This is a genomic window from Streptomyces sp. NPDC048462 (genome assembly GCF_043200175.1).
Taxonomy (GTDB): Bacteria; Actinomycetota; Actinomycetes; order Streptomycetales; family Streptomycetaceae; genus Streptomyces.
Window position 1 is genome coordinate 119,659 of the sequence record NZ_JBICXG010000011.1, and the last position, 25,622, is coordinate 145,280.

The following is a 25,622-nucleotide window of genomic DNA, read 5'->3' on the forward strand; positions in this document are numbered from 1 at the left end:
ACCGTGGGGAGCAGGGATGACACCTGGGGGCAGGGATGACACCGGGGAAGCAGACATGACAGGGGCCGCAGCCGTGCCCACGCCCGTGCCCCCGCCCGGGCCCGTGATCGAGACCCGGGGCCTGACCAAGCGGTACCGGGGTGGCCAGCTCGCCGTCGACGGGCTCGACCTCACCGTCCCCGGCGGCAGCGTCTTCGGCTTCCTCGGCCCCAACGGCTCCGGGAAGACCACCACCATCCGGATGCTGATGGGGCTGATCGACCCGACCTCCGGCACCGCGAGCGTCCTGGGCCGCCCCATGCCGGCCGCCGCCCGCACGGTGCTCCCGCACGTCGGGGCGCTGATCGAGGGGCCCGCCCTGTACGGGTTCCTGAGCGGCCGGGACAACCTGGTGCGCTACGACCGCGCCGACCCGACCGCGGACCCCCGCACCAGCGGCGCCCGCGTCGGCGACGCGCTGGAGCGGGTCGGGCTCGCCGCGGCGGGCGGCAAGAAGGCGCGGGCGTACTCGCTGGGCATGAAGCAGCGCCTCGGCCTGGCCGCCGCCCTGCTCCGGCCCCGCCGGCTGCTCGTGCTGGACGAGCCGACCAACGGCCTGGACCCGCAGGGCATGCGGGAGATCCGCACCCTGGTCCGGGAGCTGGCCGCCGAGGGCACCACGGTCTTCCTCTCCTCCCACCTGCTGGACGAGATCGAGCAGGTCTGCACCCACGCGGCGGTCATGGCACGCGGCCGGCTGCTCACCCAGGGCCCGGTCGCCGAACTCGCGGCGGGCACCCGGGGCCGGCTCGCCGTCACCACCCCGGACCCGGCCGACGCCGCCCGCGTCCTGAAGGAACACGGGGTCACCGGTCTGGTCCTCGACGGTGACCGGGTACGGGGCGACGCGCCACCGGGCTCCGTCGAACTGTCCGACCTGAACGCCGCCCTGGTGCGATCCGGCGTCCGGGTGCGGTCCTTCGGCGTCGAACGGGCCTCCCTGGAGGACGCCTTCGTCGCGCTCACCGGAGAGGGATTCGATGTCGCAGGCTGAACAGGCACACGAGGAGGCCGCCCCGCTCCCGCGCAACCCGCTGTGGACGCTGGGCATCCTGCGCTCCGAACTGACCACCACGCTGTGCCGCCGGCGCACCCTGGCCCTGCTCGGGGTGCTGGCCGCCGTGCCCGTACTGATCGGGATCGCGGTGCGGATCGAGACGTCGAACGGCTCACCGGCCGGTCCCGGCGAGAGCGGGGCCGGGCCCGCGTTCCTCTCCCAGGTGACCAACAACGGCCTCTTCCTGGTCTTCGCCTCCCTCGCCGCCACGCTCCCGGTCTTCCTCCCGATGGCGGTCGGCGTCATCGCGGGCGACTCCGTCGCGGGCGAGGCCAACGCGGGAACGCTGCGCTATCTGCTGGTCGCACCGGCCGGCCGGACCAGGCTGCTGCTCGCCAAGTACGCCACCACGCTGGCCTTCTGCCTGCTCGCCACCCTGGTGGTGGCGGCGTCCGCGCTGGCCGTGGGGGCGCTGCTGTTCCCCGTCGGGGACGTCACGACGATCTCCGGCACCCGGATCGGCTTCGGCGAGGGCGTGTTGAGAGCGGCGGTCATCGCGGTGGCGGTCGCGGCGTCACTGATCGGCTTCGCGGCGCTCGGACTGTTCGTCTCGACCCTCACCAACAGCGGCATCGCGGCCATGGCGGCGACGGTCGGGATCCTGATCACGGTGCAGATCCTGGACACCATTCCGCAGCTGCACGGGATCCACCCGTACCTCTTCACGCACTACTGGCTGTCCTTCGCGGACCTGCTGCGCGCCCCGGTGTACTGGGACGACCTGGTGAAGAACCTGGAGCTGCAGGCGCTGTACGCGGTGGTGTTCGGCTCGGCGGCCTGGGCGCGTTTCACGGCGAAGGACATCACGGCCTGACCGTGAACGGGAACCTCACCCGTACCGTCGGCCGGGCGAGCCGTCCCCCGATCGGCTCGTCGCGGCACGAACGGCACGAACGGTGCGAAGGACGAGAACGAGCCGACACGGTACGTTCCGTTTCCGCTTGAGTATTGTTCGACTTCTGACGACGGACTGTCAACAAGGATTGGCTCAAACAGCCCTATGCTCACCGAATGATCACATCGCCGAGGTCACTGCGCCGCAGCGAGAGCTCACGCAGGGCGACCCTGGAAGCGGCCCTCGACCTGTGCACGGAGAAGGGCTACGGCCGCGTCACCGTCGAGGCCATCGCGGCACGGGCGGGTGTCAGCAAGAAGACGATCTACCGCTGGTGGCCGTCGAAGAGCGCGGTGCTGCTGGAGGCGTTCACGGAGGCCCTGGTCCAGGCCAACCCGCCCGTCGAGACCGATGACATCGCCGCAGACCTGCGCACCCATGTGAACGGCGCGGTCGCCGTGCTCTCCCTACCGCCCTTCGGCCCGGCGTACGCCGGCATACTCTCCGAGGTCCACCACGACGACGAATTGGCCGAAACCGTACGCACTCAGCTGATCGAACCCCGTTTCGAAGAGGTCGTCAACCGGCTGCGCGGCGCGCAGGCGCAGGGCCAGATCCCCCCGGGCGCCGATCTGCGGCTGGCGGTGGAGATGCTGTACGGCCCGGTCTACTACCGCCACGTACTGCGCAAGCCGATGCAGGACCTGGAGGCGGTGGCGTCCCTGGTCGACCACGTGCTGAGGTCGCTGGGGGCGGCGGTGGGCTGACGCGGGCGGCGGGCCGCGCCGGAGGGCGTGCCGGGCAGGGCCTATCCGGCCGAGGGGCCCTGGGTGCCGCGTGCCAGCCCCTCGGCGAAGGAGCGTGCCGCCGCGAGATCCCTGGTGTCCGGCCGCCCCTTGCGGATCCCGCCGACGACCTTGAACGGTGCCCAGGTGTCGAAGCCGCGGCAGGAGAAGGTGTCGGGCACCTCGAAGCCCTTGCCCTCCAACAGCCGCACCATCGGGCCGAGTCGGGGCGCGGGCAGCCCGCTTGTCGCGAACACGAACGCCCGCCCCCGCTGCGGCGGGAGCGAGGCGACGAACTCGCGCAGCAGCGGGTGGAACCTCTGCGAGAAGATTCCCGAGCCGAAGCCGACGAGGTCGTGGCCGTCCAGGCCGTCGGCCTCTTCCGGGGCCACTACGCGCGCCCCCAGTGCCTCGCCCATCACCTCGGCGACCCTGCGCGTGTTTCCGTGTGACACCGACGTGCAGATGATCAGGGCCTTACCCATCACGTACTCCCCTCGGAACTGAGCTGCGAAGCCCGCCAGCCGTGGATCAGCAGATCGAACACCGTATCCACGGCAGCGCGCGGATCGTGCCCGGCGGTGGCCAGGGCCGGGACTTCCAGGACGAACCGCGCGAGTGCCGAGCACGCGAGATCATCGGCTTCCCGGCCGAGTTCCTCCGCGATCACGGCGCCGAGAGCGGCCGCGTGCCGCATCCACATGCGTTCCCAGTACTCGCGCAGCGCGGGCGTCCCGTCCACCAGTGCGGTGAACCGGTCCCGGCGCGGATCGGACGCCATCCGCACCCAGGACGTCAGCGCGTGAGCGCGGAGCGCCTCGACCACGTCCTGCCCCGGGGGCCGTTGGCGGACGGCGGCGGTCAGCGAGGCCTCGACTTCCGCCTCGCGGTCGAAGACCAGTGCCTCCTTGCCCGGGAAGTGGGCGAACAGGGTCGTCGTCGACACGTCGGCCTTCTCGGCGACGTCACGGACGCTCACCCTCTCGTATCCGTGCTCCAGGAAGAGCTCCAGGGCGGCATCGGCGATGGCCTGCCTGGTCGCGGCCTTCTTGCGCTCGCGGCGGCCGACGGCCGGAGTGTCTGGCATGGAGCCCACTGTACGCCATAGCTGGAATGAAGCAGAAACTGTAATGGTTGCAGTTCTGTACTCGTTCCTGCTTTGCTGGTGTCGGCAAGGGGCGCCGCCCATCGGGGCGCGACGCCGGGCACCGCCGCGCCGAGGCGCGCCACCGCCGGGACCCCGCCGACGAAAGGAATCCACCATGAACAGTCCGACACCGGCCGACGCGCGCATCGCCGTCATCGGAGCAGGTCCGGGAGGCCTCACCTGCGCTCGCGTCCTCCAGCGGCACGGCATCGCCGTGACCGTGTACGACCGCGACCCGGACCGGAACTCCCGGAACCAGGGCGGCTCGCTCGACCTGCACGACGACAACGGCCAGATCGCACTCCGTGAGGCCGGCCTGCTCACGGAGTTCTTCGCGCTCGCCAGGTTCGAGGGGCAGGAGATGCGCCGGGTGGATCCGGCGGGGAACGTGATCGCCCGCCACGTGCCGGACGAGGACGAGACGGCCCGGCCCGAGATCGACCGCGGACAACTGCGCGACCTCCTGCTGCGCTCGCTCCCCGCGGGCACGGTCCAGTGGGGGCGGGCCCTCGACTCGGTGAGCGGGCCGGCCGACGGGGCGCGCACGCTGAGGTTCACCGACGGGACGGCCGTCGAGGCCGATCTCGTGATCGGTGCGGACGGCGCCTTCTCCCGCGTCCGGGCCGCGGTCTCGCCCGCCACCCCGCACTACACGGGGGTCGGCTTCCTGGAGGCGCGGTTCGACGACATGGAGACCGCGCACCCCGAGCTCGCGGAACTGGTGGGGGAGGGCAGCGCCCATGCCGCCGACGGTGAGCGCGGCCTCTTCGCCCAGCGGAACAGCGGCGGTCACATGCGCGTCTACATCATGCGGCGCGTCCCCGTCGACTGGATCGCTGCGGCGGGGCTCCGCCCGGAGGACACCGGGGCGATCCGCGCACGGCTGCTCCGTGAGTACGCGGACTGGTCACCGCGGATGCTCCGGATGATCACCGACAACGACGGCCCCTACGTCGACCGGCCGATCCTCGCCCTGCCGGTTCCGCACACCTGGGAGACCGCGCCCGGTGTGACGCTCCTCGGGGATGCCGCACACCTCATGCCGCCGTTGGGTGTCGGCGTCAACCTCGCCATGCTCGACGCCAGTGAACTCGCCCTCTCGCTCGTCCGCTCCGCCACCGTCGACGACGCTGTGCGCGGCTACGAGAAGATGATGCTCCCGCGCTCGGCCGGGGTGGCGCGGACACTCGAGGGCGGCGCCGAATTCCTGCTGGCCGTGCCCGGCCCCGATGAGGCACTGCCGGGCGCGGACCGGTCCTGAGGGCCCGGTCGCGTGTGAACGGGGGCCCGGTCAGCCGAAGACCCGCTCCAGGACCACCGCGACCCCGTCGTCCTGATGGGACAGGGTCACCTCGTCCGCCTCGGCCCGCAGGAGCGGATGGGCGTTGGCCATCGCCACCCCGTATCCGCAACTGCGGAACATCGGCAGGTCGTTCGGCATGTCGCCGAAGGCGATCGCGGTGGCCGGGTCCAGTCCGAGGTGTTCGGCGGCGAGCGCGATCCCGGCGCCCTTGTCGATGCCGTACGGCTGGAGCTCGACCGTGCCCGGTCCGGACAGGGTGACGGTGGCCAGATCCCCGACGGCGGCGTGCGCGGCGGCCGCCAGTTCGTCGTCGTCGAGCTCCGGGTGGCGGATCAGCACCTTGATGACGGGGGCGGCCCACAACTCGTCGCGGTGGGAGGTCCGGTGGGAGGTCAGCGCCGGGTGCGGCATGAGATAGCCCGGCTCGATCAGGGTCCGGCCGTCGGCCCCGTCCTGGTCCACCGCGGCGAAGACCTGCCCCACCTGGGCCTCTATCTTGCCGAGCGCGGCGGCGGCCGCCTCCCGGTCCAGGACGACCGCGCGGATCATGCGCCCGGCCCCGGCGTCGTACACCTGCGTGCCCTGCCCGCAGACGGCGAGCCCCCGGTACCTCAGCGCGGCGAACAACTCCCTTACGGCGGGCACCGGTCGGCCGGTGGCGACGAGGTGGCGGGCCCCGGCGGCGGTGGCGAGGCCGAGCGCGGCGCGGGTACGGGGGCTCACGGTGTCGTCGAGGCGCAGCAGGGTGCCGTCCAGGTCCGTGGCGACGAGGGCGTATGCGGGCGGGAGAGGCATGGGGCGAGCGTATGCGGTCCGCGTCCGGCGTCCGGCGGCGCTGCCCGGGGGAGTGCGCCGAGGGGTCATCGAACCATCACGACCGCCTTGTGCGGATGTGGCATCACGTGGCCCTCGCGGCTGTCGCGGACCTCGCCCCGGTGGCCCAGGCCGAGCTGGGCCGGACGGTCTCGCTCGACCCGAAGGACGTGGTCGGCATCCTCAACGACCTCCAGACGGCGGGGGAGCGGGCCAACGACGAGCTGCTGGCCCCGCTCTCGGCGGCCGAGCGGGACCAGTTCCTCGACATGCTCCGCAGGGTCGGCGGGGTGGGGTGACCCGGCAGGCCGCGAACCGCCTTGTCCGGGTGCCGTCGTCACCGGCCGCGGCGGGGGTGATCTCCTGTGAGGGTGATCCTCCGCCTTGCGGCTGCACGCACCGGACACCGCGGACCACGCGCTCCGTGTCGGCGAAGCTCGTGATCAGTACACCTACGGAACAGTCCTCAGCGCGTGACGACCGAGCCGTCGTAGACGTTGTCCGGCGTGACGATCCCGGTGATCGCGCGGGCGAGAACCGTGGACGGCTCCTGGCCGTTCCGCTGGCTGTCCGTGTTGATCATGATGACCAGGGTGGCCCTCTGCGGGGGCAGGTAGACGGTCACGGTCTCGTACCCCGGGATCGATCCGTTGTGCCCGATCCATCCGTTGGTCTCGAAGATCCCGAGGCCGTAACTCGTACCGGGGAAGCCCGTCGGCAGCGTCCTGAGCCGCTGGGCCTGGGTCCCGGGGCTGAGCAGGGTGCCGGTGGCGACGGTCTTCGCCCAGCGGCGCAGATCGTGCAGGTCCGAGATCATCGCCCCGGCCGCCCAGGCCCAGCTGGGGTTCCAGTCCGTGGCGTCCGCGGTGTCGCCGCTGAGCGTCTGGTCGGTGTAGCCGTGCGGGTGCGGCTTCGGGAACTCCGCCCCCCTCGGGAACAGCGTGCGGTGCAGGTGGGCCGGGCGCAGCACCCGCTGGTGGATGAAGTCGGCGAGCTTGTGGCCGCTGACCTTCTCGATCACCAGGCCGAGCAGGACGAGGTTGGTGTTGGAGTACTGGAACTGCTTGCCCGGCGCGGAGGTGTTCGCGTGCCTGAAGCCGTACGCGAGTGACTGGCGCGGGCTGAAGTAGCGCTGCGGGTCGCTCAGCAGGGCCTGGATGAAGCCGGGGTCGGAGGTGTACGGGAACAGGCCGCTGCGCATCTCCGCGAGGTGGCGCAGGGTGATCCGGCGGCCGTTGGGCACGCCGTGGACGTAGCGGGAGATGGGGTCGTCCAGCCCGATCCGGTGCTCGTCGACGAGCTTGAGCAGGGCGGTGACGGTGAAGGTCTTGGTCTCGCTGCCGATCCGGACGAAGGAGTCGGCGGTCATCGGCCGGCCGGTGGCGGTGTCGGCCACGCCGGTCGCGCGGACATAGCTGCCCCGGCCCGGCATCCACAGCCCGACGACCACGCCTGGGATGCCCGCCTGCTCGCGGACGTCCGCGATGGTTCTGTCCAGCCGGGCGGTGAGCGCGGATCCGAGGCCGTGCGGCGGCCAGTCGGCCCTGTGGTGCGCGGCGGTGCCCGCGGCCTGGACGGCGGGTGCGGGGAACGCCGCCGTCGAGGCCAGCGCGGACGCCACGAGCAGCGCTGCGGCGAGCAGACGGCGGGAGGGGGTACGTCGCATGCGGGGGCACCTCTTCGTGAGGGGGGTGGACGGCATGAACATCACCACCCGGGCCCGCGGCGGAGGCGCCCTTTCCCGTTCGGGCGCCGAGGAGTCCACTCATTTGGCGCCCGAACGGTCCGTCCCGGCACCCCCGTACGCTCGCGCCCCCCGTCCCGTCACGTCCTCGTACTCATGCGGCGTCGCGGTCCAGCGCGATCACCTCGACCTCGATCTGCCAGTCGGGCCGGGCCAGCGAGACGACCTCGATGAGCGTGTCGGCCGGGTAGGGCTCGGCCAGGAACTCGCCGCGCAGCGTGATCACGTGCGGGAGGTTCGCCGCCATGTCCCGGACGAAGATGCCGACCTTGACCACGTCCGCGAAGGTCAGCCCGGCCGCCTCCAGCACCCGTGCGACGTTCCCGAACGCCTGCCGTCCCTGCGCCAGGAACCCGCCCTCGACGGTCGTCCCGTCCTCCTCGAAACCCGCCTGCCCGGACACGTACACGAAGTTCCCGGCCCGGACGGCCTGCGATATCCGGTACGGCTCGTACCAGTCGGGCGTGGTGGCGATCTTCTGGATGCGCGCCGCGCCGGCCGCGTTCTCGTTGCTGGACATGTCTCTCCCCTGTCTCGGTGGGCCGGGTACCGGACCCGGCACAGCCGCATGACGAAACGTTTCGTAACGTTACGGGAAGCTAGGTCATCCAGGAGGCCTTGTCAAAACGAAACGTAACGTCACGTGAGCGGTAGGGTGAGGCCCATGACCCCCGACCCGAAACGTGAACGGCGCAGCGAGCGAGCCCGCCGGGCGATCCTCGACGCGGCGTTCGACCTGGTGAGCCGCAAGGGCTTCGCGAAGGTGACCATCGAGGCCATCGCCGCCCAGGCGGGGGTCGGCAAGCCGACGATCTACCGGTGGTGGCGCTCCAAGGGCGCGGTGGTGCTGGAGGCCATGAACGAGGAGCTCGGCGACGACTTCGCCTTCCCCGACACCGGCGACATCGCCGCCGACCTCAGGGCCCAGATCACCGCGGTGAGCCGGCGGCTGATCACCGGCAGGATCAGCGAGTCCTTCAGGGGTGTTCTGGGTGAGGCCCAGAACGACCCCGAGCTGATGAAGGCGTTCCGCGAGACGGTCCTGGAGCCCAGCATCGCGGAGTGCCGGGCCCGACTGGATTCCGCCGTCGCCGCCGGGCAGCTCCGCTCCGACGTGCCCACCGACGTGATGGTCGACCTCTTCTACGCGCCGATCCACTACCGGCACTTCCTGGGCTTCGGCGACGAAGCGGTCAGGCACAGCGCCGATCTCGTCCAGGACGTCCTGCTGGGCCTGCGGCCCCGGCCCGACGCGGGGCAGCCCGGGTGAGCACGGGCCACGCCCGGTGCTCTCCGGCGTCGGCCGCCACGTAATGCGATTGCCTGCCTGCCGCCCGTCGGATAGGACTGCCGGGTGATACGCAGCGGCAGCATCGGGCTTCGCGCCCGCCACGAGAGCGATGTCCAGGTCCTCCAGTCCGAGCTGTACGACGACGTGGTGACCCGCTCACGTGCAGACTCCCGCCCCTGGCGGCCCATCGCGCCGGGATCGGAGCACTCCCCGTACGCGATCGGTGAACCCTCCGACGACGCGGCGTGCTTCTCGGTGGTCGAGCTGTCCGCGGGGGAACTCGCCGGTGAGGCGCTGCTGTGGGGCATCGACGGCCACAACAGGACCGCGCACCTGGGAATCTCGCTGCGGCCGGACTTCCGGGGCCGCGGTCTCGGCGCCGACGTCGTGCGCGCGCTGTGCGGCTACGGATTCACGGTGCGGGGCCTCCAGCGGCTGCAGATCGAGACCCTCTCGGACAACCTTGCGATGATCAAGGCCGCGACCGGGGCCGGATTCAGCCGGGAGGGCACGCTGCGCCGCTCGGCATGGGTGTACGGCGCGTTCGCGGACGAGGTCGTCCTGGGGCTGCTGTCGCAGGAGTGGAAGCCGCAGCCCTGAGCCGCGGCCCCCGCGCGCCTACTGCACGCAGAACTCGTTCTCCTCCGGGTCGGCCATGACGGTCCACGTCCCGCCCGGTTCCGCGACCTCACGGAGCACCTTCGCACCCAGCCCCTCCAGCCGGGCCACCTCGGCGTCGCGGCGGTCCGGTCCGGCGTGCACGTCCAGGTGGAGGCGGTTCTTCACCGACTTGGGCTCGGGGACCCGCTGGAACAGCAGGCGGCGCCCGAGGCCGGTACCGCTCTCCGGCTCGTGCGGGTCGTCCGGGTGCCGGGCCGCCGCCAGGTCGAGCCAGGCCTTCCGGCCGTGCGCGGTCGTCGTGATCGCCTCCGGGACGGCTCCGAGGCCCAGAAGGCGTTCCACCAGGGGGCTGTTGTCCTCGATCTCGTAGCCGAGGGCGGCGGCCCAGAAACCGGCCTGGGCGTGCGGGTCTGCGGCGTCGATGACGATCTTCCAGTCAAGGGGCATGGCTGCATTCTGGTCCGGACGGACCCGCTCCGGGGTCGAATCGGTGTTCGGGCGTGGCGGATTCGTCAGGCCGGCCGGACCGACGTCAGCCGGGCGAAGGCCACCACGTTGGACTGGTAGCCCCCCGCATCGCGGTCGTAGGCTCCGCCGCAGGTGAGCAGGCGGAGTTGGGCGTCCTTCGTCGGACCGTAGACACGGTCGCTGGGGAAGTCGCGCTTCTCGTACTCCCGGACCGCGTAGATCCGGAAGGCCGCGATCCGCCGGTCCGCGCGGCGGACCTCCACGGTGGCGCCGGGCGGCAGCGCGTCGAGCCCGGCGAAGGCGGCCGGGCCGGTCGCGGTGTCGACGTGGGCCACCACGATCGCGTTGCCCGGGGAGCCCGGCGTCACCCCGTCCCGGTACCAGCCGGCCAGATTGCGGTCCGCCGGGTCGGGCACGCCGAGCTTGCCCCGGCCGTCCAGGGTCAGGTCCACCAGGGGCGCGCTGACCCGGAGCCCGGGGATGTCGATGCGGACGGGCCGGGCGGCGGGGAGCGCGCCCGGCAGGGGCGCCGCCGCCGTGGCCGGGGGGCCGGAGCGGGACGCGGCCCCGCCGCCGGGCTCCGCGAGGGGGGAGCCCGGCAGCAGGACGAGCGCCGCCGCGGCGGCCGGGATCAGCCCGGCCGCCAGGGTGCGGCGCGGGAACGGTGCTCGGGGCAGCCGTTCCCGCGCGGTAGGGGAGCTCAACCGCGTCGGCGCCGTGCGGCGCGGAGCGCGCCGGCCGAGGCGGCGACCGCCGCCAGCAGCCCGGCCGCGCCGATCGCCAGGCCGGGACCGGAGAGGCCGTCGGCGCCGGAGCCGGTCAGGGCGGTGGAGCCGTCACCCGCGTCGACCGGGCCGCTGGGAAGGGGTGCGCCGCCGTGGCCGCCGCCCCAGTGGCCGTTGCCGTGGCCGCCGCCGGGCGGGTTGGGCTTGGGGTGGTGGGGGTGGGTGGGGGACGGCGAAGGGCTGGGCCGGGTGCCGGCGGAGGTGATCCGGCTGTGGTCCGTGGCCGTCACGCCCGTGCGCACCGGGCCCTCCGTGCCGTCGACGGTGACGGTCAGTTCGGTCGTCACGTCGAGTCGCCCGGCCGGCGCGTCCTCGGCGGCGGCCAGGGTGAAGGCGGCTCCCGCCTTCCCGCCCGGCTCCAGCGTGGCACCGGCCCGCAGGTTGGTCCGCAGTTCGCCGGTGAACGATCCGTCCGGCTCCCGGGTCAGCGGGACCGACGAGCCCTCGGACACGACGGTCAGCTGCTCCGGCGTCAGCCCGGCCGGGCCCTTGAGCGTCAGGCGGGTGCCGATGCCCTGGTACTCGGGGCCGTCCGCCGGGTCGGTGTAGGAGACGTCGGCCGGGCGCGGGCCGTCGCCCGCCTTGATCCGCTCCGGGACGGTGAGCGCCGCCGACGCCCGGCCGGCGACGGCGAAGTCCCAGGTGGTGCCCTTGGCCGTGATGTTGTCGACGTAGGTGTTCAGTGTGCCGTTCGCGTCCCCGAGCCGCCCGATGTTGGCGATCACCCCGTACGCCCCCTCGCACGCCGTGACGAAGTGCGACAGCGGCGCGTCCCCGCCCGCCGGGATGCCCGCGACGGCCCGCGAGGTCCGCATCACGGAGTCGCCGGTGAGCCGGTACTTCTGCCAGGTGTCCGGCTTCAGGGCGGCGCCCAGCGCGTCCGTGTTGTTGCCGGGTTCGAACGACAGGGTGGTGAAGCCACCGCAGGACGCCGGGAGCTGGAGGTTGGCGCCGATATTGGTGACGCTGGAGCCCTCGGACGCCGTGTACGCCCAGTAGGAAATGCCCGCGTCCAGCAGCGGCCGCATCGGTTCCGGCGTCCACGTCGTGTTGAAGTAGTGGGCGACCTGGGCCTGTTGCCCCGCCGCGATGGCCAGGCGCAGGCTGCCGTTCAGATGGACCGGGTCGGGCTTCGGGGAGATCTCCTGGACCCCCGGCTCCCGGTCGGGGGTCGTCTCCTGGAGGCGGAGCCAGGGGCCGCCGGGGCCGAGCCCGTCCTGGTGGACGGTCCGCACGGTGTCGTCCGCGACTGCGGTGGGAGCGATTCCGCAGGCGAGGACGGACACGGCGGACAGGGCGGCGGTGGCGGTCGCGGTGCGCAGGAGCGTGCGGGAGGTCCCGGACGGGCGCAGGGGTCGGGTCATAAGATGTGAGGAAAATATAAGCAGCGGGTCAGCAGGGGGACGAGCCCCTGTGACTCGCTCAAGCTCGCTCCAATGCCGCACCCTTCAGGTACGCGGCCACGGCCCGGTGGTCCCCGCCCGGCGCGATCAGCCCCACGTGGTTGTCCGGGCGGATCAGTACGAGGACGTCCTGGTCCGGTCCGATTCCGTACGCCGAGCGGGCGTGGCCCCCGGTGTCGGCCAGCCCCCCGGCGTCGCCCGCGTCCACTCCGTGCGCCCGCAGTTCACCGGCGTGCGCGGCGGCCGCCTCGCGCAGGGCCGGGGCCGTTCCCCTGCCGAAGCCGAGCAGGGTGAAGTGCGGTCCGGCGAAGGCCTCGAACAGCCGGCGGGGCGTCCCGGTGGCCGCGTCGGCGCAGGGTGCGTCCGGTGCGCGGTCGCCCGCGAGCAGCCGGGCGGTGGCGCCCGAGGGTGCCAGGGAGCTCCAGCGGTAGCCGTCGCCCAGGCCGTAGGTCTGCGGGGTGACCGCCGAGTCCAGGCCGCCGCCCGGCTCCTTGATCGCCTCCAGCGTGGCCCGCAGCCGCTCCGACGTGATGTCCAGGGTCCGGGCCGCGATCGGCAGCCGCTCCTCCTGGTACGTGTCGAGCAGCTCCGGCGCCGCCCGCCCGGTGGCGGTCCTGGCGAGCTTCCAGCCCAGGTTGTACGCGTCCTGGATGCCGGTGTTCATGCCCAGGCCGCCCGCGATGGCGTGCACGTGCGCGGCGTCGCCGGCCAGGAACACCCGGCCCACCCGGTAGCGGTCCGCCAGGCGCTCGTTGACCCGGTAGGCGGAGAGCAGGGTGGCCCGTGAGAGCCGGCGGCCGGGCAGCCGGGTGTGCTTGGCGAAGAGCCGCTGGAAGCTCTCCAGCGACGGGGGTACGTGGCGGCCGTCGGCGTCGGTCTCGGGGGCGGCCTGGAACCACCAGCCCGACCGGGTGCCGGGGATCGGGCAGAGCATCACGCCGCCGTCCTCGTCGAACCACTGGTGCCAGACGCCGCGTTCCGGCCCCTGCGCCTCGACGTCGCCGCAGACCATCGCCTGCGCCTCGTCCGTGCGGCCCTCGAACGGGACGCCGAGCAGCTTGCGCACCGCGCTGTGGCCGCCGTCGCAGCCCACCGCGTACCGGGCTCCGATCTCCCCGCCGCCCGCCAGGGACGCCGTCACGGAGTCGTCGTCCTGGGCCAGCCCCACGAGTTCGGCGCCGAGCTCGACCCGTACGCCGTACTCCGCGAGCCGGGCACGCAGGATCTCCTCCAGCCGCCACTGGGCGATCAGCCAGGGCCGGTCGTAGGGGGCGTCCGGTGCCGGGCGCGCCGCCGCGAACGGGTCGGTCTGCGCGATCACCTCTCCGGAGCGGTACTTGCGCATGGGCAGCGGCGCCGACCCGGCGGCCAGCACCCGCTCGACGACGCCGAGGTCCTCCAGGACCTCCAGCGAACGCGGGTTGGGGCCCTTGGCGCGGGAACTGCGCGGGAATCGAGGGGACTTGTCGATGATCCGCACCCCGATGTCCCGCCGGGCCAGGTCGACGGCCAGGGTCAGGCCGGTCGGCCCGGCTCCCACGATCAGCACGGTGGTCTGGGTCTCGGGCATGCCTGCTCCTCGGTTCGCCGGGTCCGTTGGGACCCATAGAAACGTAACCGAGTTAAAAAAGCAACCGAGTAATTAATGGTGTGCGGTGTGCCGTACGCGGTGCGGGTCAGGGTGTCGGGGTCGTCATCGCGGAGGAGGAGGCGGAACCGTCTGCGGATGGCTCGCAGTGCTTCGCGGCCGCCTGCCGCGCGGCCAGCGCCTGCATCCTCGTGCGCCGCGACGTCCGCAACGCGTCCCAGGTCAGCAGCGTGAGCGCCAGCCAGACCAGGCCGAAACCGGCCCATCGCTCGGGCGGCATCGCCTCGTGGAAGTACACGATTCCCAGGATGAACTGGAAGACCGGCGCCAGATACTGCAGCAGGCCGAGCGTCGAGAGGGGTACGCGGATCGCCGCCGCCCCGAACAGGATCAGCGGCACCGCGGTCACCACCCCCGTCGAGGCGAGCAGCGCGGCGTGACCGGCGCCCCCGGAGGTGAACGTCGACTCGCCCCGTGCGCCCAGCCACAGCAGATAGCCGAGCGCGGGCACGAACACCACCGCGGTCTCGGCAGCGAGCGACTCCAGGCCGCCCATGTTCACCTTCTTCTTCATCAGGCCGTACGTCGCGAAGGAGAAGGCCAGGACCAGCGAGATCCACGGCGGCTGCCCGTAGCCGATCGCCAGGACCAGCACCGACGCCACGCCCGTGCCGACCGCCACCCACTGCACGGGGCGCAGCCGTTCGCCCAGGAGCAGGACACCCATCGCGATGGTGACCAGCGGGTTGATGAAGTAGCCGAGCGAGGCCTCGACGACGTGCCCGTGGTTCACGGACCAGATGTACAGGCCCCAGTTGATGCTGATCACGACCGCGGCGACCGTTATCAGCGCCAGCTTCCGGGGCTGCCGCAGCAGCTCCCCCATCCAGGCCCAGCGGCGCAGCACGAGGAGTGCGATGCCGACGACGCCGAGGGACCAGACCATCCGGTGGGCGAGGATCTCGACCGCGCCGGACGGCTTCAGCAGTGGCCAGAACAGCGGGACGATGCCCCACAGCCCGTAGGCGGCGAATCCGGCCAGCAGTCCGGCCCGCTGTTCGTTTGTCCCCTTCACGGGCCCTCCCGGCAGATGTGCGTCGACGCTTCGTCAGCCAGACGAAGGTAGCGCCGACCGGGCCCGGTGTCATTGCCGTATCGCCAGACGGTCATGACACCGGGCCCGGGGCGCTGTCGCCCGCCCCGCCGGGGTCCTACTGGGCGGCGACCGCCGCCGCGACCGTCTGTGCGAGCGGGGTCGTCGGGCGGCCGATCAGCCGGGACAGGTCGCCGCTGGTACCGGCGAGGCGCCCGCGCCGCACCGCCTCGTCCACGTCCACCAGGATCGCGGCGAAGTCGGCCGGCAGGCCGGCGCCGACCAGGATCTCCCGGTGCGCGGCGGCCGGTACGTCGTTGTGGACGATCTCCTTGCCGGACGCCCGCGCCACCTCGGCGGCGTACTCGTCGAGCGACCAGGCGACGTCGCCGCTCAGCTCGTAGGCCCGGTCCAGGTGGCCCTCGCCGGTCAGTACGGCGGCGGCCGCGGCGGCGTAGTCCGCACGGGTGGCGGAGGCGATCCTGCCGTCGCCCGCGTTGCCCACGACGGCGCCGTGGGCCAGGACGGGCGCCAGGTTGGCCGTGTAGTTCTCGGTGTACCAGCCGTTGCGCAGGAAGGTGTACGGCAGGCCGGAGTCGAGGATCAGCTGCTCGGTCACCTTGTGCTCGTCGGCCAGCAGGAAGTCGGCGTCGGGGCCGCCCAGGATGCCGGTGTACGCGAGCTGCGCGACGCCCGCCGTCTTGGCCGCGTCGATGACCGAGGTGTGCTGCGCGACCCGGCTGCCGACCTCGCTGCCGGAGATCAGCAGGACCCGGTCACCGGCTCGGAAGGCGCCGGCCAGGGTCTCCGGCCGGTCGTAGTCGGCGATCCGGAGTTCGACGCCCCGGGCGGCGAGACCGGCGGCCTTCTCCTTGTTCCGGACCACGGCGGCGATCCCGGCGGCGGGGGTGGTGGCCAGCAGCTGGTCGATGACGAGGCGGCCGAGCTCTCCGGTGGCTCCGGTGACGACGATGCTCATGGGTTTTGCTCCTCTTTAGGTGCTCATGTTCCGTTCGTGCGTTCTGCTGCTCACCTTACGTATAGCGCTAACTAAATGAAAGTACGCACTTTGAAGTAAGGTACTGGCATGAGCGTAAGCACGGTGAGTGGCGTGAGCAGCGGGAGCGAGGTGGCCGGCTCGGCGCGGCGGCCGGATGTGCGGGAGCCGATGTGCCCCTCCCGGGTGGTGCTCGAACACGTCACCAGCCGCTGGGGGGTCCTGGTGCTCGCCGCCCTGCTGGAGCGCTCGTACCGCTTCAGCGAGCTGCGCCGCGAGGTCGGCGGGGTCAGCGAGAAGATGCTGTCGCAGACGCTCCGGACGCTGGAGCGCGACGGCTTCGTGGACCGGGACGCCAAGCCCGTCATCCCGCCCCGGGTGGACTACACGCTCACCGCGACGGGCCGGGAGGCCGCCGAGCAGGTGTGGGGCCTGGCCCGCTGGTCGGAGCGGCAGCTCGACGCGGTGGACGCGGCGCGCGCCGCGTACGACGCGAGCGAGCGGGGCTCCGGCTGAACCGTGCGCCGGGCGGTCAGCCCGCATGCGGCCGGTGCCGCTCGTCCATCGCCCGCAGCGCCCGTGAGACGTCGAACGGCAGGATCGTCACCACCACGTGGGGCAGCTGCGTCAGCGTCTTCCCCATCTTCTCGCCCGTGCCCCGGTGCAGCAGCTTCCCGAGCGCGTTGCGGTACATCCGCCGGGGCACCAGGACCGTCAGCCAGGTCTCGCCGTCCTCGGTGCTGCGGTACGCGAGCTCCTTCATCGCGTGGCGCAGCCGCCGGTCCGGGCACGCCACCAGCTCCAGCGGTACGGCGGTTGCGGACGTCGCCTCCCAGCGGGCGGCCAGCCGTCCGGCGTACGCCTCGTCGATCGAGAAGTGCACCGCCCGGATCTCGTCGGGCCGCAGCTCATGGGCGTACCGCAGGGCCATCAGCGTCGCCAGGTCCAGCGTCTCGACCAGCACCAGGACCAGGTGGTGCCGGTACACCGCCCGGTCCGCGCCGGGGGCCTGGATGCCCTGGAGCGCGGCGGCCTCGCGCCGGTACTCGCGGTTGATCCGGGTCAGCGTCCACACCCCGAGCGGGAAGATCACCACGACCAGCCACGCGCCCTCGGTGAACTTGGTGACCGCGAAGATCAGCACGACGGCGGCCGAGGTGACCGCCGCGAGCGCGTTGAGCGTGATCTTCGCCCTGCGGTACCGGTCCCGGCGCCGCAGGTGGTAGACGGTGAGCCCGGCCCCCGCCATGGTGAACGCGGTGAACACGCCGATCGCGTACAGCGCCACCAGCTTGTCCACGCTGGCGCCGGTCACCAGCAGCAGCGCCAGCGAGACGACGGTCAGCGCGATGATGCCGTTGGAGAACGCGAGGCGGTGCCCGCGCCGGGTCAGCACCCGAGGCAGGAACCGGTCCTCGGCGACGAAGCTGGCCAGATACGGGAAACCGGTGAACGGGGTGTTGGCACCCGTGTAGAGGACCAGCGCGGTCGCCAGCTGCACGAAGACCAGCCCGACGGTGCCCACGATCCCGCCGCCGAAGGCGAGATGGGCCTCCTGCGCGATGACGGTCGGCGTGCCGTCGGTGTACGGGACGGCGTGGGTGAAGTGCGCCAGCGTGGAGACACCGAGTACGAGGACGCCGAGGATCACGCTCATGGTGATGAGGGTGCGGCGCGCGTTGCGCCCCTGGGGCTCACGGAACGCGGAGATCCCGTTGGAGATCGCTTCGAGCCCGGTGAGGGACGAGCCGCCGTTGGCGAAGGAGCGCAGCACGATGAAGAGCGAGGCCCCGTAGAGCCAGCCGTCGCCCGGGGTGCCGAGCGGCACGACCCCGGCGGCGTGCAGGTCGGCGTGCGGCAGCCCGCCGGTCAGCCCGCGCACCGCGGAGACGGCGAGGACCAGCCCGACGGCGGCCATGAACAGGTACGCGGGCAGCGCGAAGAGCCGGCCCGCCTCCCGGACCCCGCGCAGGTTCCCGTACGCGAGGAGCACGATCACGCCGACGGAGACCGGCAGCTGGAGGTGGTCCAGGCCGGTGAACTCGTCGCCCGCCAGATGGGCGAGCGAGATCAGGGCGTTGGTACCCGCCGAGACCTGTACGGCGACGGTGACGATGTAGTCGACGAGCAGCGCCACGGCGGCGACCTGCGCGACGTTCGGCCCGAAGTTCTCCCGGGCGACGACGTACGAGCCGCCCGCCCGGGTGTAGATCGTCACCACATCGCTGTAACAGAGCGTCAGCAGCAGCAGTACCAGCAGGATCGCGAACGTCACCGGCATGAGCAGGGTGAAGGCGGCGGCGCCGACTACCGGCACCAGGACCCGGAGCATCTCCTCGGAGCCGTACGCGGACGAGCTGATGCAGTCGGAGGCGAGCACCCCGAGCGCCGTCCGGTTGTTCAGCTTCTCCTCGCTGATGTGTTCCGTGGTCAGCGGCCTGCCGAGCAGTCGCCGTTTGATGCGGTACGCCGGACGGTCCAGGGTCATGGCCACATGGTGCGCGGGCACCGGCCGGGGCCCGGTCCGCAATCGCCGGGCACCCGGAAAGTCAGCCCGTTCGGCGACGCGACGCGGCCCCCGGAGGATGAGACCGTTCCTCCGGGGGCCGCGTCGTACTGCCGGCGGTGCGGCCGGCGGTGCCTGCTAGCCGATCACGGTCCAGTTGTCCGTCCCCGCGAGCAGCGCGCCCAGGTCGCCCTTGCCGTTCCGCTCCACGGCGGTGTCCAGCTGCTCCGACATCAGCGTGTCGTAGACCGGCCGTTCGACGCTGCGGAGCACCCCGATGGGGGTGTGGTGGAGGGTGTCGGTGTCTGCGAGTCGGGTGAGTGCGAAGGCGGTGGTGGGGCTGGTGGCGTGTGCGTCGTGGACGAGGATCTGTGACTTGTTGTCCTCGGTGACGGCGACCACGGTCAGGTCGCCGGTGAGGGTGTCGCGTACGACGCCCTTGGTGTTGTCGGTGCCGAAGACGATCGGCTGTCCGTGCTCCAGCCGGATGACGGCTTCCTGGGCTTGTTCGCGGTCCTTGAGGACCTCGAAGGCGCCGTCGTTGAAGATGTTGCAGTTCTGGTAGATCTCGACGAGTGCGGTGCCGGGGTGGTCGGCGGCGGCGCGCAGGACGCTGGTGAGGTGTTTGCGGTCGGAGTCGACGGTGCGGGCGACGAAGGATGCCTCGGCGCCGATGGCCAGCGACAGCGGGTTGAAGGGGGCGTCGAGTGAGCCCATGGGTGTGGACTTGGTGATCTTTCCGACTTCGGAGGTGGGGGAGTACTGGCCTTTGGTGAGGCCGTAGATGCGGTTGTTGAAGAGGAGGATTTTGAGGTTGACGTTGCGGCGGAGGGCGTGGATGAGGTGGTTGCCGCCGATGGAGAGTGCGTCGCCGTCGCCGGTGACGACCCAGACGGACAGGTCGCGGCGGGAGGTGGCGAGTCCGGTGGCGATGGAGGGGGCGCGGCCGTGGATGGAGTGCATCCCGTAGGTGTTCATGTAGTACGGGAAGCGGGAGGAGCAGCCGATGCCGGAGACGAAGACGATGTTCTCTTTTGCCAGTCCGAGTTCGGGCATGAAGCCCTGTACGGCGGCGAGGACGGCGTAGTCGCCGCAGCCGGGGCACCAGCGCACTTCCTGGTCGGACTTGAAGTCCTTCATGGACTGCTTGGCCTCGGACTTCGGCACCAGCTGAAGGAGTTCGTTTGTCTCGCTCCCGGTCTCGCCCCCGGTCCGGGTCGCGGTCTTGGGCTGCAGAAGCTCGTTGGTCTCAGGCATCGATGGCCTCCTTGAGGGCCGTCGCGAGCTGCTCGGCCTTGAACGGCATGCCGTTGACCTGGTTGTAACTGTGCGCGTCCACCAGGTACTTGGCCCGGATGAGAGTGGCCAGCTGCCCGAGGTTCATCTCCGGGACGACCACCTTGTCGTAACGCTTCAGCACCTCGCCGAGGTTCCGGGGGAACGGGTTGATGTGGCGCAGGTGTGCCTGGGCGATGGGCTGTCCGGCGGCGCGCAGCCTACGGACGGCGGCGGTGATGGGCCCGTACGTGGAGCCCCAGCCGAGCACCAGGGTCTTCGCGCCTGCGGGGTCGTCGACGTCGAGGTCGGGGACTTCGATGCCGTCGATCTTGGCTTGGCGGGTGCGGACCATGAAGTCGTGGTTGGCGGGGTCGTAGGAGATGTTGCCGGTGCCGTCCTGTTTCTCGATGCCGCCGATGCGGTGTTCGAGGCCGGGGGTGCCGGGGACGGCCCAGGGGCGGGCCAGGGTCTGTGGGTCGCGTTTGTAGGGCCAGAACACTTCGGTGCCGTCGGCCAGTTCGTGGTTGGGTGCGTGGGCGAACTGGACGCGCAGGTCGGGGAGGCTGTCCGTTTCGGGGATGCGCCAGGGTTCGGAGCCGTTGGCGAGGTAGCCGTCGGAGAGCAGGAAGACCGGGGTGCGGTAGGTCAGGGCGATCCGGGCGGCGTCCAGTGCGGCGTCGAAGCAGTCCGCGGGGGTTTTCGGGGCGACGATCGGGACGGGGGCCTCGCCGTTGCGTCCGTACATGGCCTGGAGCAGGTCGGCCTGCTCGGTCTTGGTGGGCAGTCCGGTGGAGGGGCCGCCGCGCTGGATGTCGATGATGAGGAGGGGGAGTTCGAGGGACACGGCCAGGCCGATCGTCTCGGACTTGAGTGCCACTCCGGGGCCGGAGGTCGTCGTGACCCCGAGCGCACCGCCGAACGCGGCGCCGAGTGCGGCGCCGATGCCCGCGATCTCGTCCTCGGCCTGGAAGGTGCGCACGCCGAAGTTCTTGTGCTTGGAGAGCTCGTGCAGGATGTCGGAGGCCGGCGTGATGGGGTACGAGCCCAGGTAGATGGGCAGGTCCGCCTGCCGGCCGGCGGCGATCAGGCCGTAGGACAGGGCGAGGTTTCCTGAGATGTTGCGGTAGGTGCCGGTGGGGAAGGCCTGGGTGGCGGGGGCGACCTCGTAGCTGACCGCGAAGTCCTCGGTGGTCTCCCCGAAGTTCCAGCCGGCCCGGAAGGCGGCCACGTTCGCTTCGGCGATCTGGGGCTTCTTGGCGAACTTGGCCCGCAGGAAGGTCTCGGTCCCCTCGGTCGGGCGGTGGTACATCCAGGAGAGGAGTCCGAGGGCGAACATGTTCTTGGAGCGTTCGGCTTCCTTGCGGGGGAGTCCGAAGTCCTTCAGCGCCTCGATGGTGAGGGTGGTCAGCGGCACCGGGTGGACGTTGTACGCCTCCAGCGAGCCGTCCTCCAGGGGATTGGTGGCGTATCCGACCTTGGCCATCGGGCGTTTGGTGAACTCGTCGGTGTTGACGATGATTTCGGCGCCGCGTGGGACGTCGGCGATGTTGGCTTTGAGTGCGGCCGGGTTCATCGCGACGAGGACGTTGGGTGCGTCGCCGGGGGTGAGGATGTCGTGGTCGGCGAAGTGGAGCTGGAACGAGGAGACGCCGGGCAGGGTGCCTGCGGGGGCGCGGATCTCGGCGGGGAAGTTCGGCAGGGTGGAGAGGTCGTTCCCGAAGGAAGCGGTCTCCGAGGTGAACCGGTCACCCGTGAGCTGCATACCGTCACCGGAGTCACCCGCGAAACGGATGATCACCCGGTCCAGACGGCGGATCTCCTTGTCACCGATGTCCGGTGCGGACTGGGGGGCACGCTGTCCCCCTACGAGCGCGTCACTGGCCTCATCGGCCTGCTCGGCTGGGCTACTGACCTGGCTGGTCACTTACTGGACCTCCCTCGGCGCGGTGGCTCGGAACCTTCCGGCCCGCCGGCGGTCCCAGGCCCCACCCTACGTCTGTAAGGGTCGCCTTCCTCTGGCCGATCATAAGTTGGACGGCATTTTGAGACGCCTGTCGGACGCCGTCCCGCCATGATTCATCAGCCACCCTGATCCTCGTTGGACCCTCACTGGAAGGGGGCGGTGGAGCGAGTCGCGGACGCCCCGGCCGGCAGCTGTTCCGAGGCGTCAGGAGTTCAGATAAGTCAGCACGGCCAGCACCCGCCGGTGGTCGCCGTCACTGGGGGACAGCCCCAGCTTCTGGAAGATGTTGCTGACGTGCTTCTCCACCGCGCCATCGCTCACGACCAGCTGTTTTGCCACCGCGGAGTTGGTCCGCCCCTCCGCCATCAGGCCCAGGACCTCGCGCTCACGGGGCGTCAGCCCGGCCAGTACGTCCTGCTTACGGCTCCGGCCCAGCAGCTGCGCCACCACCTCGGGGTCCAGCGCCGTACCGCCCTGCGCCACCCGGACCACCGCGTCCACGAACTCCCGGACCTCGGCGACCCGGTCCTTCAGCAGGTACCCCACGCCGCGGCTGGATCCGGCCAGCAACTCGGTGGCGTACTGCTCCTCGACGTACTGCGAAAGGACCAGTACCCCAATGCCCGGGTACTCCTTTCGGAGCCGCACCGCGGCCCGCACGCCCTCGTCCGTGTGGGTCGGCGGCATCCGCACGTCCGCGACCACCACGTCGGGCAGCGCGTCCTGGGCGGCGAGGTCGCTCACTGTCTTGATCAGCGCCTCGGCGTCCCCGACCCCCGCCACGACGTCATGGCCGAGATCGGTCAGCAGCCGGGTGAGTCCCTCCCGGAGCAGTACCGAATCCTCGGCGATGACTACGCGCACCCTGTCCTCCACCACGACGTCTGTTCCCCCACCGCTAGCTGTTCCCGCCCGTATGCCGATCAGCATCCAGCATCCCAGTATCGGCGGTGACGCCGCGAGCGTTCGAAGGGTTGCGTCGCCGGGGAAGCCCGTGAAGCCGGGCTCGCCGGGGTGGAGGAGGCTCGGCGGGGTGGTGGTCAGCCGCGCCAGGGGAGTTCGGCCGTGATCTTGGTCGGGCCGCCCACCGGGGACTCGACGACCAGGATGCCGTCCACCGCGTCCAGCCGCTCCGTCAGACCGGCCAGGCCGCTGCCCGACGTCAGGCCGGCGCCGCCGCGTCCGTCGTCGGTGACCTGGAGCATCAGACGGTCCGCCGTCCGCCACACGTCGATGGAGGCGCGGGTGGCGTGGGCGTGCTTGCTGACGTTCTGGAGCAGTTCGGAGACGGTGAAGTACGCGATGCCCTCGATGGCCTGCGCCGGCCGGGACGTCAGGTCGACCTCGACCGTGACGGGGACGGTGCAGCGGGAGGCGATGGCGGAGAGCGCGGCGTCCAGACCGCGGTCGGTGAGGACGGCGGGGTGGATGCCACGGGCCAGGTCGCGGAGTTCCTGGAGGGCGACCTTGACCTCGCCGTGCGCCTCGTCGACCATCTTGGCCGCGGCCTCCGGATCGGCCGTCAGCTTCTCCTTGGCCAGCCCCAGATCCATGGCGAGGGCGACGAGGCGGGCCTGGGCACCGTCGTGGAGGTCGCGTTCGATGCGGCGCAGGTCGGCGGCGGCGGTGTCGACGACCACACCCCGGTCCGACTCCAGCTCTGTGACCCGCGTCGCCAGCCGGGACGGGCTCAGCAGCCCGGTCACCATCAGCCGGTCCACCGAGGTCAGGGCGCGCACGATCCACGGGGTGAGCAGGACGAACAGCAGCCCGACGGCGCTGGTCAGGGCCAGCTCGGCGGGGGAGTCCAGATAGATCTGGTGGCCGTCGTCCCCGTACAGCTGGACTCCCTCGACGCCCGTGTACGCCGGGAAGATCCAGTGCCACGCCGGGTAGGTGAAGGCCGCCAGGCCCCAGGACCACAGGACCGTCGTGACGACGAAGCCGAAGACCGCCCACGGCAGGTGCAGCAGGGAGTAGAGCAGGTGCCGCCAGGACACCCCGCTCTTCAGGACCGCCCCGACCCACGACATCAGCCCGCCGGTCCGCCCCCGCACCGGTGCGGGCGACGCCACGTCGAGCCGCAGCAGCCCCCGTGCCCTGGCCCGCTCCAGCGCGCCGAACCCGCGGCACATGGCCAGTGCGGCGGCCAGCACCGGAACGCCCAGGAAGGTGATGAGCAGGCCGGCACCCAGCATCGTCATGGTGATCGCGAGGCAGAAGAACACGATGCTGAGGGGCATGCTGAGCAGCAGATACGTGGTCTCGCGCCAGGTCCGGCCCTCGACGGGGGCACGCAGTACGGCGGGGACCATGTGCTTCCGCTCGGGACGCTCGCCCCCGGTCCCGGCGCCCGGACCGGTGCCGGAGCCGGTGCCGGTGCCCGAGCGCTGCTGGTCCCGTGTGTCCGGTCCGTATGCCATGGCCATGGCGTCCATCCGTTTCTTCCGCGTCTGCTCATCGTGGTGGTGCCGGGCTGCCGTTGCTACGCCCACGCCGTCCGCGTGTGCCGTACTTCTTCAAGGGTGCTGTGGCGGGCGACGGCGCACCATGAGGCCGGTCTCCCTCTTCGGCCGGGGGTTTTCCCCACCATGGGAGGTGTCCGGGCCGGTGGTGCGGTGATGCGGTCGTGCGGCTTTGCCGTCCTGTGGTGCTGCGGTGCTGCGGTCCTGTGGCTTACGCCTTCTCCAGGCGGCCGCGGGTGGTGGCGGCATGCTCGTTCTCCCGGTCGCGCCAGGGCAGCTCCGCCGTGACGGTGGTCGGGCCGCCGGGCGGCGAGTCCAGGACGAACAGCCCGTCGACGGCGCCCAGTCGCTCGGCCAGCCCCGACATCCCCGTACCGCCGTCCATCGAGGCGCCGCCGCGTCCGTCGTCGGTGACCTGGATCAGCAGCCGGTCCGCCGTCCGCCACACGTCGACGGAGGCCGTGCGCGCCCCACTGTGCTTGCTGACGTTCTGGAGCAGTTCGGAGACGGTGAAGTACGCGATGCCCTCGATGGCCTGCGCGGGCCGGCCCGGCAGATCCACCCCCACCGTGACGGGGACGGTGCAGCGGGAGGCGATGGCGGAGAGCGCGGCGTCCAGACCGCGGTCGGTGAGGACGGCGGGGTGGATGCCACGGGCGAGATCACGGAGTTCCTGGAGAGCGACCTTGACCTCGCCGTGCGCCTCGTCGACCATCTTGGCCGCGGCCTCCGGATCGTCGGTCAGCTTCTCCTTCGCGAGACCGAGCCCCATCGCGAGGGCGACGAGGCGGGCCTGGGCACCGTCGTGGAGGTCGCGTTCGATGCGGCGCAGGTCGGCGGCGGCGGTGTCGACGACCACACCCCGGTCCGACTCCAGCTCCGCGATGCGGCGTTCCAGCTCGTCGGAGGGCGACAGCAGCCCGCGCACCATGCCCCGGTCGGCGTTGGCCATGAACCGCGCCGTATAGGGGAGTACCGGCCACAGGACGAAGAGGCTCACGAGCGTCACCGCGAAGGTGAGCACGCCCCACGGCAGCCGGATGAAGGAGTACAGCACCGCGCGCCAGCCCACCGGATCCTTCAGGCTCGACCACAGCCAGGCGAAGAACCCCTCCTCGCGGCGGACCCGGGCCATCGGACTCGGCTCGTCGATCCGCACCCCGAGCAGCCCCCGGGCCCGGCCGCGCTCGACCCGGCCGATCAGCCGCGAACCCTGGAGCCCGACGGCCAGCAGGGGCAGACCGATCACCGTGACCGCGAGCCCGACGCCGATGCCGATCATGAGCACCGAGTAGACGAACCCGAGGATCGCCATCGGAAGGTTGGCGAGGAGATGTGCGATCTCCTTCCACGTGTACGTGTCGAAGGCGATGCGGACGGGCGGCGGCCGGTCGTTGCCGGGTACCTGCGGGCTCATGGTCATGTACCCAGCCTGCCGGGT

The 25,622-nt window shown here is 71.6% G+C and carries 25 protein-coding genes; 8 read left to right on the forward strand and 17 right to left on the reverse strand.

The window, feature by feature from the left end; all coding sequences use genetic code 11:
* Window positions 1-55: 55 nt before the first annotated feature.
* The 3 genes from ACGFU6_RS20015 to ACGFU6_RS20025 all read left to right on the forward strand — a co-directional run bounded on the left by ACGFU6_RS20015 (window position 56) and on the right by ACGFU6_RS20025 (window position 2,698).
* Window positions 56-1,033 (forward strand): ATP-binding cassette domain-containing protein, encoded by a 978-nt coding sequence (locus ACGFU6_RS20015; RefSeq protein WP_393612456.1) that lies wholly within the window; start codon window positions 56-58, stop codon window positions 1,031-1,033.
* Window positions 1,020-1,910: an ABC transporter permease gene (locus tag ACGFU6_RS20020; protein WP_393612458.1), complete on the forward strand. Its 891-nt coding sequence runs from the start codon at window positions 1,020-1,022 to the stop codon at window positions 1,908-1,910. Before ACGFU6_RS20015 ends, ACGFU6_RS20020 begins: the two co-directional genes overlap by 14 nt.
* Before the next feature lie 197 nt (window positions 1,911-2,107).
* Window positions 2,108-2,698 carry a TetR/AcrR family transcriptional regulator gene (locus ACGFU6_RS20025; protein WP_393612460.1) on the forward strand — a complete coding sequence of 197 codons (591 nt, stop codon included), beginning with the start codon at window positions 2,108-2,110 and terminating at the stop codon, window positions 2,696-2,698.
* Between the two features lie 41 nt (window positions 2,699-2,739).
* Here ACGFU6_RS20025 and ACGFU6_RS20030 read toward each other — a convergent pair whose 3' ends face one another.
* A complete protein-coding gene (locus ACGFU6_RS20030) occupies window positions 2,740-3,201 on the reverse strand; it encodes a flavodoxin family protein (RefSeq protein ID WP_393612462.1) in 462 nt (153 codons plus the stop codon).
* Entirely contained in the window at window positions 3,201-3,803 is a 603-nt protein-coding gene (locus ACGFU6_RS20035; RefSeq protein WP_393612463.1) for a TetR/AcrR family transcriptional regulator, read from the reverse strand. The genes ACGFU6_RS20030 and ACGFU6_RS20035 overlap by 1 nt, the downstream gene beginning before the upstream one ends.
* 175 nt (window positions 3,804-3,978) lie before the next feature.
* On the opposite strand from ACGFU6_RS20035, the gene ACGFU6_RS20040 reads away from it, so the two are divergent.
* On the forward strand, window positions 3,979-5,124 hold the full coding sequence (locus ACGFU6_RS20040) for an FAD-dependent oxidoreductase (RefSeq protein ID WP_393612465.1): 1,146 nt from the start codon (window positions 3,979-3,981) through the stop codon (window positions 5,122-5,124).
* A 30-nt stretch (window positions 5,125-5,154) separates the two neighbouring features.
* Here ACGFU6_RS20040 and ACGFU6_RS20045 read toward each other — a convergent pair whose 3' ends face one another.
* Window positions 5,155-5,961, reverse strand: coding sequence for an HAD family hydrolase (locus ACGFU6_RS20045; RefSeq protein ID WP_393612467.1), 807 nt, complete (start codon window positions 5,959-5,961; stop codon window positions 5,155-5,157).
* Between ACGFU6_RS20045 and ACGFU6_RS20050 the strand changes: the two genes are divergently transcribed.
* A complete protein-coding gene (locus ACGFU6_RS20050) occupies window positions 5,943-6,278 on the forward strand; it encodes a hypothetical protein (protein WP_393612469.1) in 336 nt (111 codons plus the stop codon). The two genes, ACGFU6_RS20045 and ACGFU6_RS20050, sit on opposite strands and share 19 nt — an antisense overlap.
* 167 nt (window positions 6,279-6,445) lie before the next feature.
* On the opposite strand, the gene ACGFU6_RS20055 is transcribed toward ACGFU6_RS20050, so the two are convergent.
* Entirely contained in the window at window positions 6,446-7,645 is a 1,200-nt protein-coding gene (locus ACGFU6_RS20055) for a serine hydrolase domain-containing protein (RefSeq protein WP_393612470.1), read from the reverse strand.
* A 172-nt stretch (window positions 7,646-7,817) separates the two neighbouring features.
* Entirely contained in the window at window positions 7,818-8,243 is a 426-nt protein-coding gene (locus ACGFU6_RS20060; protein WP_393612472.1) for a RidA family protein, read from the reverse strand.
* 144 nt (window positions 8,244-8,387) lie between these two features.
* Between ACGFU6_RS20060 and ACGFU6_RS20065 the strand changes: the two genes are divergently transcribed.
* Together ACGFU6_RS20065 and ACGFU6_RS20070 are read left to right on the forward strand one after the other, a co-directional pair.
* Entirely contained in the window at window positions 8,388-8,993 is a 606-nt protein-coding gene (locus ACGFU6_RS20065; protein WP_393612474.1) for a TetR/AcrR family transcriptional regulator, read from the forward strand.
* An 84-nt stretch (window positions 8,994-9,077) separates the two neighbouring features.
* Window positions 9,078-9,614: a GNAT family N-acetyltransferase gene (locus ACGFU6_RS20070; protein WP_393612476.1), complete on the forward strand. Its 537-nt coding sequence runs from the start codon at window positions 9,078-9,080 to the stop codon at window positions 9,612-9,614.
* Window positions 9,615-9,632: 18 nt separating this feature from the next.
* Here the strand turns inward: ACGFU6_RS20070 and ACGFU6_RS20075 are convergent, their stop codons facing one another.
* The 6 genes from ACGFU6_RS20075 to ACGFU6_RS20100 form a co-directional block, all read right to left on the reverse strand.
* Window positions 9,633-10,082, reverse strand: coding sequence for a VOC family protein (locus tag ACGFU6_RS20075; RefSeq protein ID WP_393612478.1), 450 nt, complete (start codon window positions 10,080-10,082; stop codon window positions 9,633-9,635).
* A gap of 65 nt (window positions 10,083-10,147) precedes the next feature.
* On the reverse strand, window positions 10,148-10,807 hold the full coding sequence (locus tag ACGFU6_RS20080; protein ID WP_393612479.1) for a class F sortase: 660 nt from the start codon (window positions 10,805-10,807) through the stop codon (window positions 10,148-10,150).
* Window positions 10,804-12,252: a hypothetical protein gene (locus ACGFU6_RS20085; protein WP_393612481.1), complete on the reverse strand. Its 1,449-nt coding sequence runs from the start codon at window positions 12,250-12,252 to the stop codon at window positions 10,804-10,806. The genes ACGFU6_RS20080 and ACGFU6_RS20085 overlap by 4 nt, the downstream gene beginning before the upstream one ends.
* A 58-nt stretch (window positions 12,253-12,310) precedes the next feature.
* A complete protein-coding gene (locus ACGFU6_RS20090; protein ID WP_393612483.1) occupies window positions 12,311-13,861 on the reverse strand; it encodes an FAD-dependent monooxygenase in 1,551 nt (516 codons plus the stop codon).
* A 106-nt stretch (window positions 13,862-13,967) separates the two neighbouring features.
* On the reverse strand, window positions 13,968-14,954 hold the full coding sequence (rarD, locus tag ACGFU6_RS20095; RefSeq protein WP_393612485.1) for an EamA family transporter RarD: 987 nt from the start codon (window positions 14,952-14,954) through the stop codon (window positions 13,968-13,970).
* A gap of 136 nt (window positions 14,955-15,090) precedes the next feature.
* Window positions 15,091-15,951: an SDR family oxidoreductase gene (locus ACGFU6_RS20100; RefSeq protein ID WP_393612487.1), complete on the reverse strand. Its 861-nt coding sequence runs from the start codon at window positions 15,949-15,951 to the stop codon at window positions 15,091-15,093.
* A 108-nt stretch (window positions 15,952-16,059) separates the two neighbouring features.
* Here ACGFU6_RS20100 and ACGFU6_RS20105 point away from each other — a divergent pair, with 108 nt between their 5' ends.
* Window positions 16,060-16,485 (forward strand): winged helix-turn-helix transcriptional regulator, encoded by a 426-nt coding sequence (locus tag ACGFU6_RS20105; RefSeq protein ID WP_393612489.1) that lies wholly within the window; start codon window positions 16,060-16,062, stop codon window positions 16,483-16,485.
* 16 nt (window positions 16,486-16,501) lie between these two features.
* Here ACGFU6_RS20105 and ACGFU6_RS20110 read toward each other — a convergent pair whose 3' ends face one another.
* The 6 genes from ACGFU6_RS20110 to ACGFU6_RS20135 all read right to left on the reverse strand — a co-directional run bounded on the left by ACGFU6_RS20110 (window position 16,502) and on the right by ACGFU6_RS20135 (window position 25,604).
* The gene (locus tag ACGFU6_RS20110; protein ID WP_393612491.1) at window positions 16,502-18,457 is read right to left on the reverse strand and encodes an APC family permease; all 1,956 of its coding nucleotides are present in this window, start codon (window positions 18,455-18,457) and stop codon (window positions 16,502-16,504) included.
* 156 nt (window positions 18,458-18,613) lie between these two features.
* Complete coding sequence (locus tag ACGFU6_RS20115) at window positions 18,614-19,615, reverse strand: 2-oxoacid:ferredoxin oxidoreductase subunit beta (protein ID WP_393612651.1); 1,002 nt, start codon at window positions 19,613-19,615, stop codon at window positions 18,614-18,616.
* 109 nt (window positions 19,616-19,724) lie between these two features.
* Window positions 19,725-21,677 carry a 2-oxoacid:acceptor oxidoreductase subunit alpha gene (locus ACGFU6_RS20120; RefSeq protein ID WP_393612493.1) on the reverse strand — a complete coding sequence of 651 codons (1,953 nt, stop codon included), beginning with the start codon at window positions 21,675-21,677 and terminating at the stop codon, window positions 19,725-19,727.
* Between the two features lie 243 nt (window positions 21,678-21,920).
* Entirely contained in the window at window positions 21,921-22,580 is a 660-nt protein-coding gene (locus ACGFU6_RS20125) for a response regulator transcription factor (RefSeq protein ID WP_123527611.1), read from the reverse strand.
* A 176-nt stretch (window positions 22,581-22,756) separates the two neighbouring features.
* Window positions 22,757-24,145: a sensor histidine kinase gene (locus ACGFU6_RS20130; protein WP_393612495.1), complete on the reverse strand. Its 1,389-nt coding sequence runs from the start codon at window positions 24,143-24,145 to the stop codon at window positions 22,757-22,759.
* Window positions 24,146-24,392: 247 nt separating this feature from the next.
* Window positions 24,393-25,604: a sensor histidine kinase gene (locus ACGFU6_RS20135; RefSeq protein WP_393612497.1), complete on the reverse strand. Its 1,212-nt coding sequence runs from the start codon at window positions 25,602-25,604 to the stop codon at window positions 24,393-24,395.
* Window positions 25,605-25,622: the final 18 nt, after the last annotated feature.

Excerpts from the sequence above, each read along its gene's own strand:
- ACGFU6_RS20015 (WP_393612456.1), top strand. The coding sequence starts at position 56 with ATGACAGGGGCCGCAGCCGTGCCCACGCCCGTGCCCCCGCCCGGGCCC.
- ACGFU6_RS20020 (WP_393612458.1), top strand. The coding sequence starts at position 1,020 with ATGTCGCAGGCTGAACAGGCACACGAGGAGGCCGCCCCGCTCCCGCGC.
- ACGFU6_RS20025 (WP_393612460.1), top strand. The coding sequence starts at position 2,108 with ATGATCACATCGCCGAGGTCACTGCGCCGCAGCGAGAGCTCACGCAGG.
- ACGFU6_RS20030 (WP_393612462.1), bottom strand. The coding sequence starts at position 3,201 with ATGGGTAAGGCCCTGATCATCTGCACGTCGGTGTCACACGGAAACACG.
- ACGFU6_RS20035 (WP_393612463.1), bottom strand. The coding sequence starts at position 3,803 with ATGCCAGACACTCCGGCCGTCGGCCGCCGCGAGCGCAAGAAGGCCGCG.
- ACGFU6_RS20040 (WP_393612465.1), top strand. The coding sequence starts at position 3,979 with ATGAACAGTCCGACACCGGCCGACGCGCGCATCGCCGTCATCGGAGCA.
- ACGFU6_RS20050 (WP_393612469.1), top strand. The coding sequence starts at position 5,943 with ATGCGGGCGGGAGAGGCATGGGGCGAGCGTATGCGGTCCGCGTCCGGC.
- ACGFU6_RS20045 (WP_393612467.1), bottom strand. The coding sequence starts at position 5,961 with ATGCCTCTCCCGCCCGCATACGCCCTCGTCGCCACGGACCTGGACGGC.
- ACGFU6_RS20055 (WP_393612470.1), bottom strand. The coding sequence starts at position 7,645 with ATGCGACGTACCCCCTCCCGCCGTCTGCTCGCCGCAGCGCTGCTCGTG.
- ACGFU6_RS20060 (WP_393612472.1), bottom strand. The coding sequence starts at position 8,243 with ATGTCCAGCAACGAGAACGCGGCCGGCGCGGCGCGCATCCAGAAGATC.
- ACGFU6_RS20065 (WP_393612474.1), top strand. The coding sequence starts at position 8,388 with ATGACCCCCGACCCGAAACGTGAACGGCGCAGCGAGCGAGCCCGCCGG.
- ACGFU6_RS20075 (WP_393612478.1), bottom strand. The coding sequence starts at position 10,082 with ATGCCCCTTGACTGGAAGATCGTCATCGACGCCGCAGACCCGCACGCC.
- ACGFU6_RS20085 (WP_393612481.1), bottom strand. The coding sequence starts at position 12,252 with ATGACCCGACCCCTGCGCCCGTCCGGGACCTCCCGCACGCTCCTGCGC.
- ACGFU6_RS20090 (WP_393612483.1), bottom strand. The coding sequence starts at position 13,861 with ATGCCCGAGACCCAGACCACCGTGCTGATCGTGGGAGCCGGGCCGACC.
- ACGFU6_RS20100 (WP_393612487.1), bottom strand. The coding sequence starts at position 15,951 with ATGAGCATCGTCGTCACCGGAGCCACCGGAGAGCTCGGCCGCCTCGTC.
- ACGFU6_RS20105 (WP_393612489.1), top strand. The coding sequence starts at position 16,060 with ATGAGCGTAAGCACGGTGAGTGGCGTGAGCAGCGGGAGCGAGGTGGCC.
- ACGFU6_RS20110 (WP_393612491.1), bottom strand. The coding sequence starts at position 18,457 with ATGACCCTGGACCGTCCGGCGTACCGCATCAAACGGCGACTGCTCGGC.
- ACGFU6_RS20115 (WP_393612651.1), bottom strand. The coding sequence starts at position 19,615 with ATGAAGGACTTCAAGTCCGACCAGGAAGTGCGCTGGTGCCCCGGCTGC.
- ACGFU6_RS20130 (WP_393612495.1), bottom strand. The coding sequence starts at position 24,145 with ATGGCCATGGCATACGGACCGGACACACGGGACCAGCAGCGCTCGGGC.
- ACGFU6_RS20135 (WP_393612497.1), bottom strand. The coding sequence starts at position 25,604 with ATGACCATGAGCCCGCAGGTACCCGGCAACGACCGGCCGCCGCCCGTC.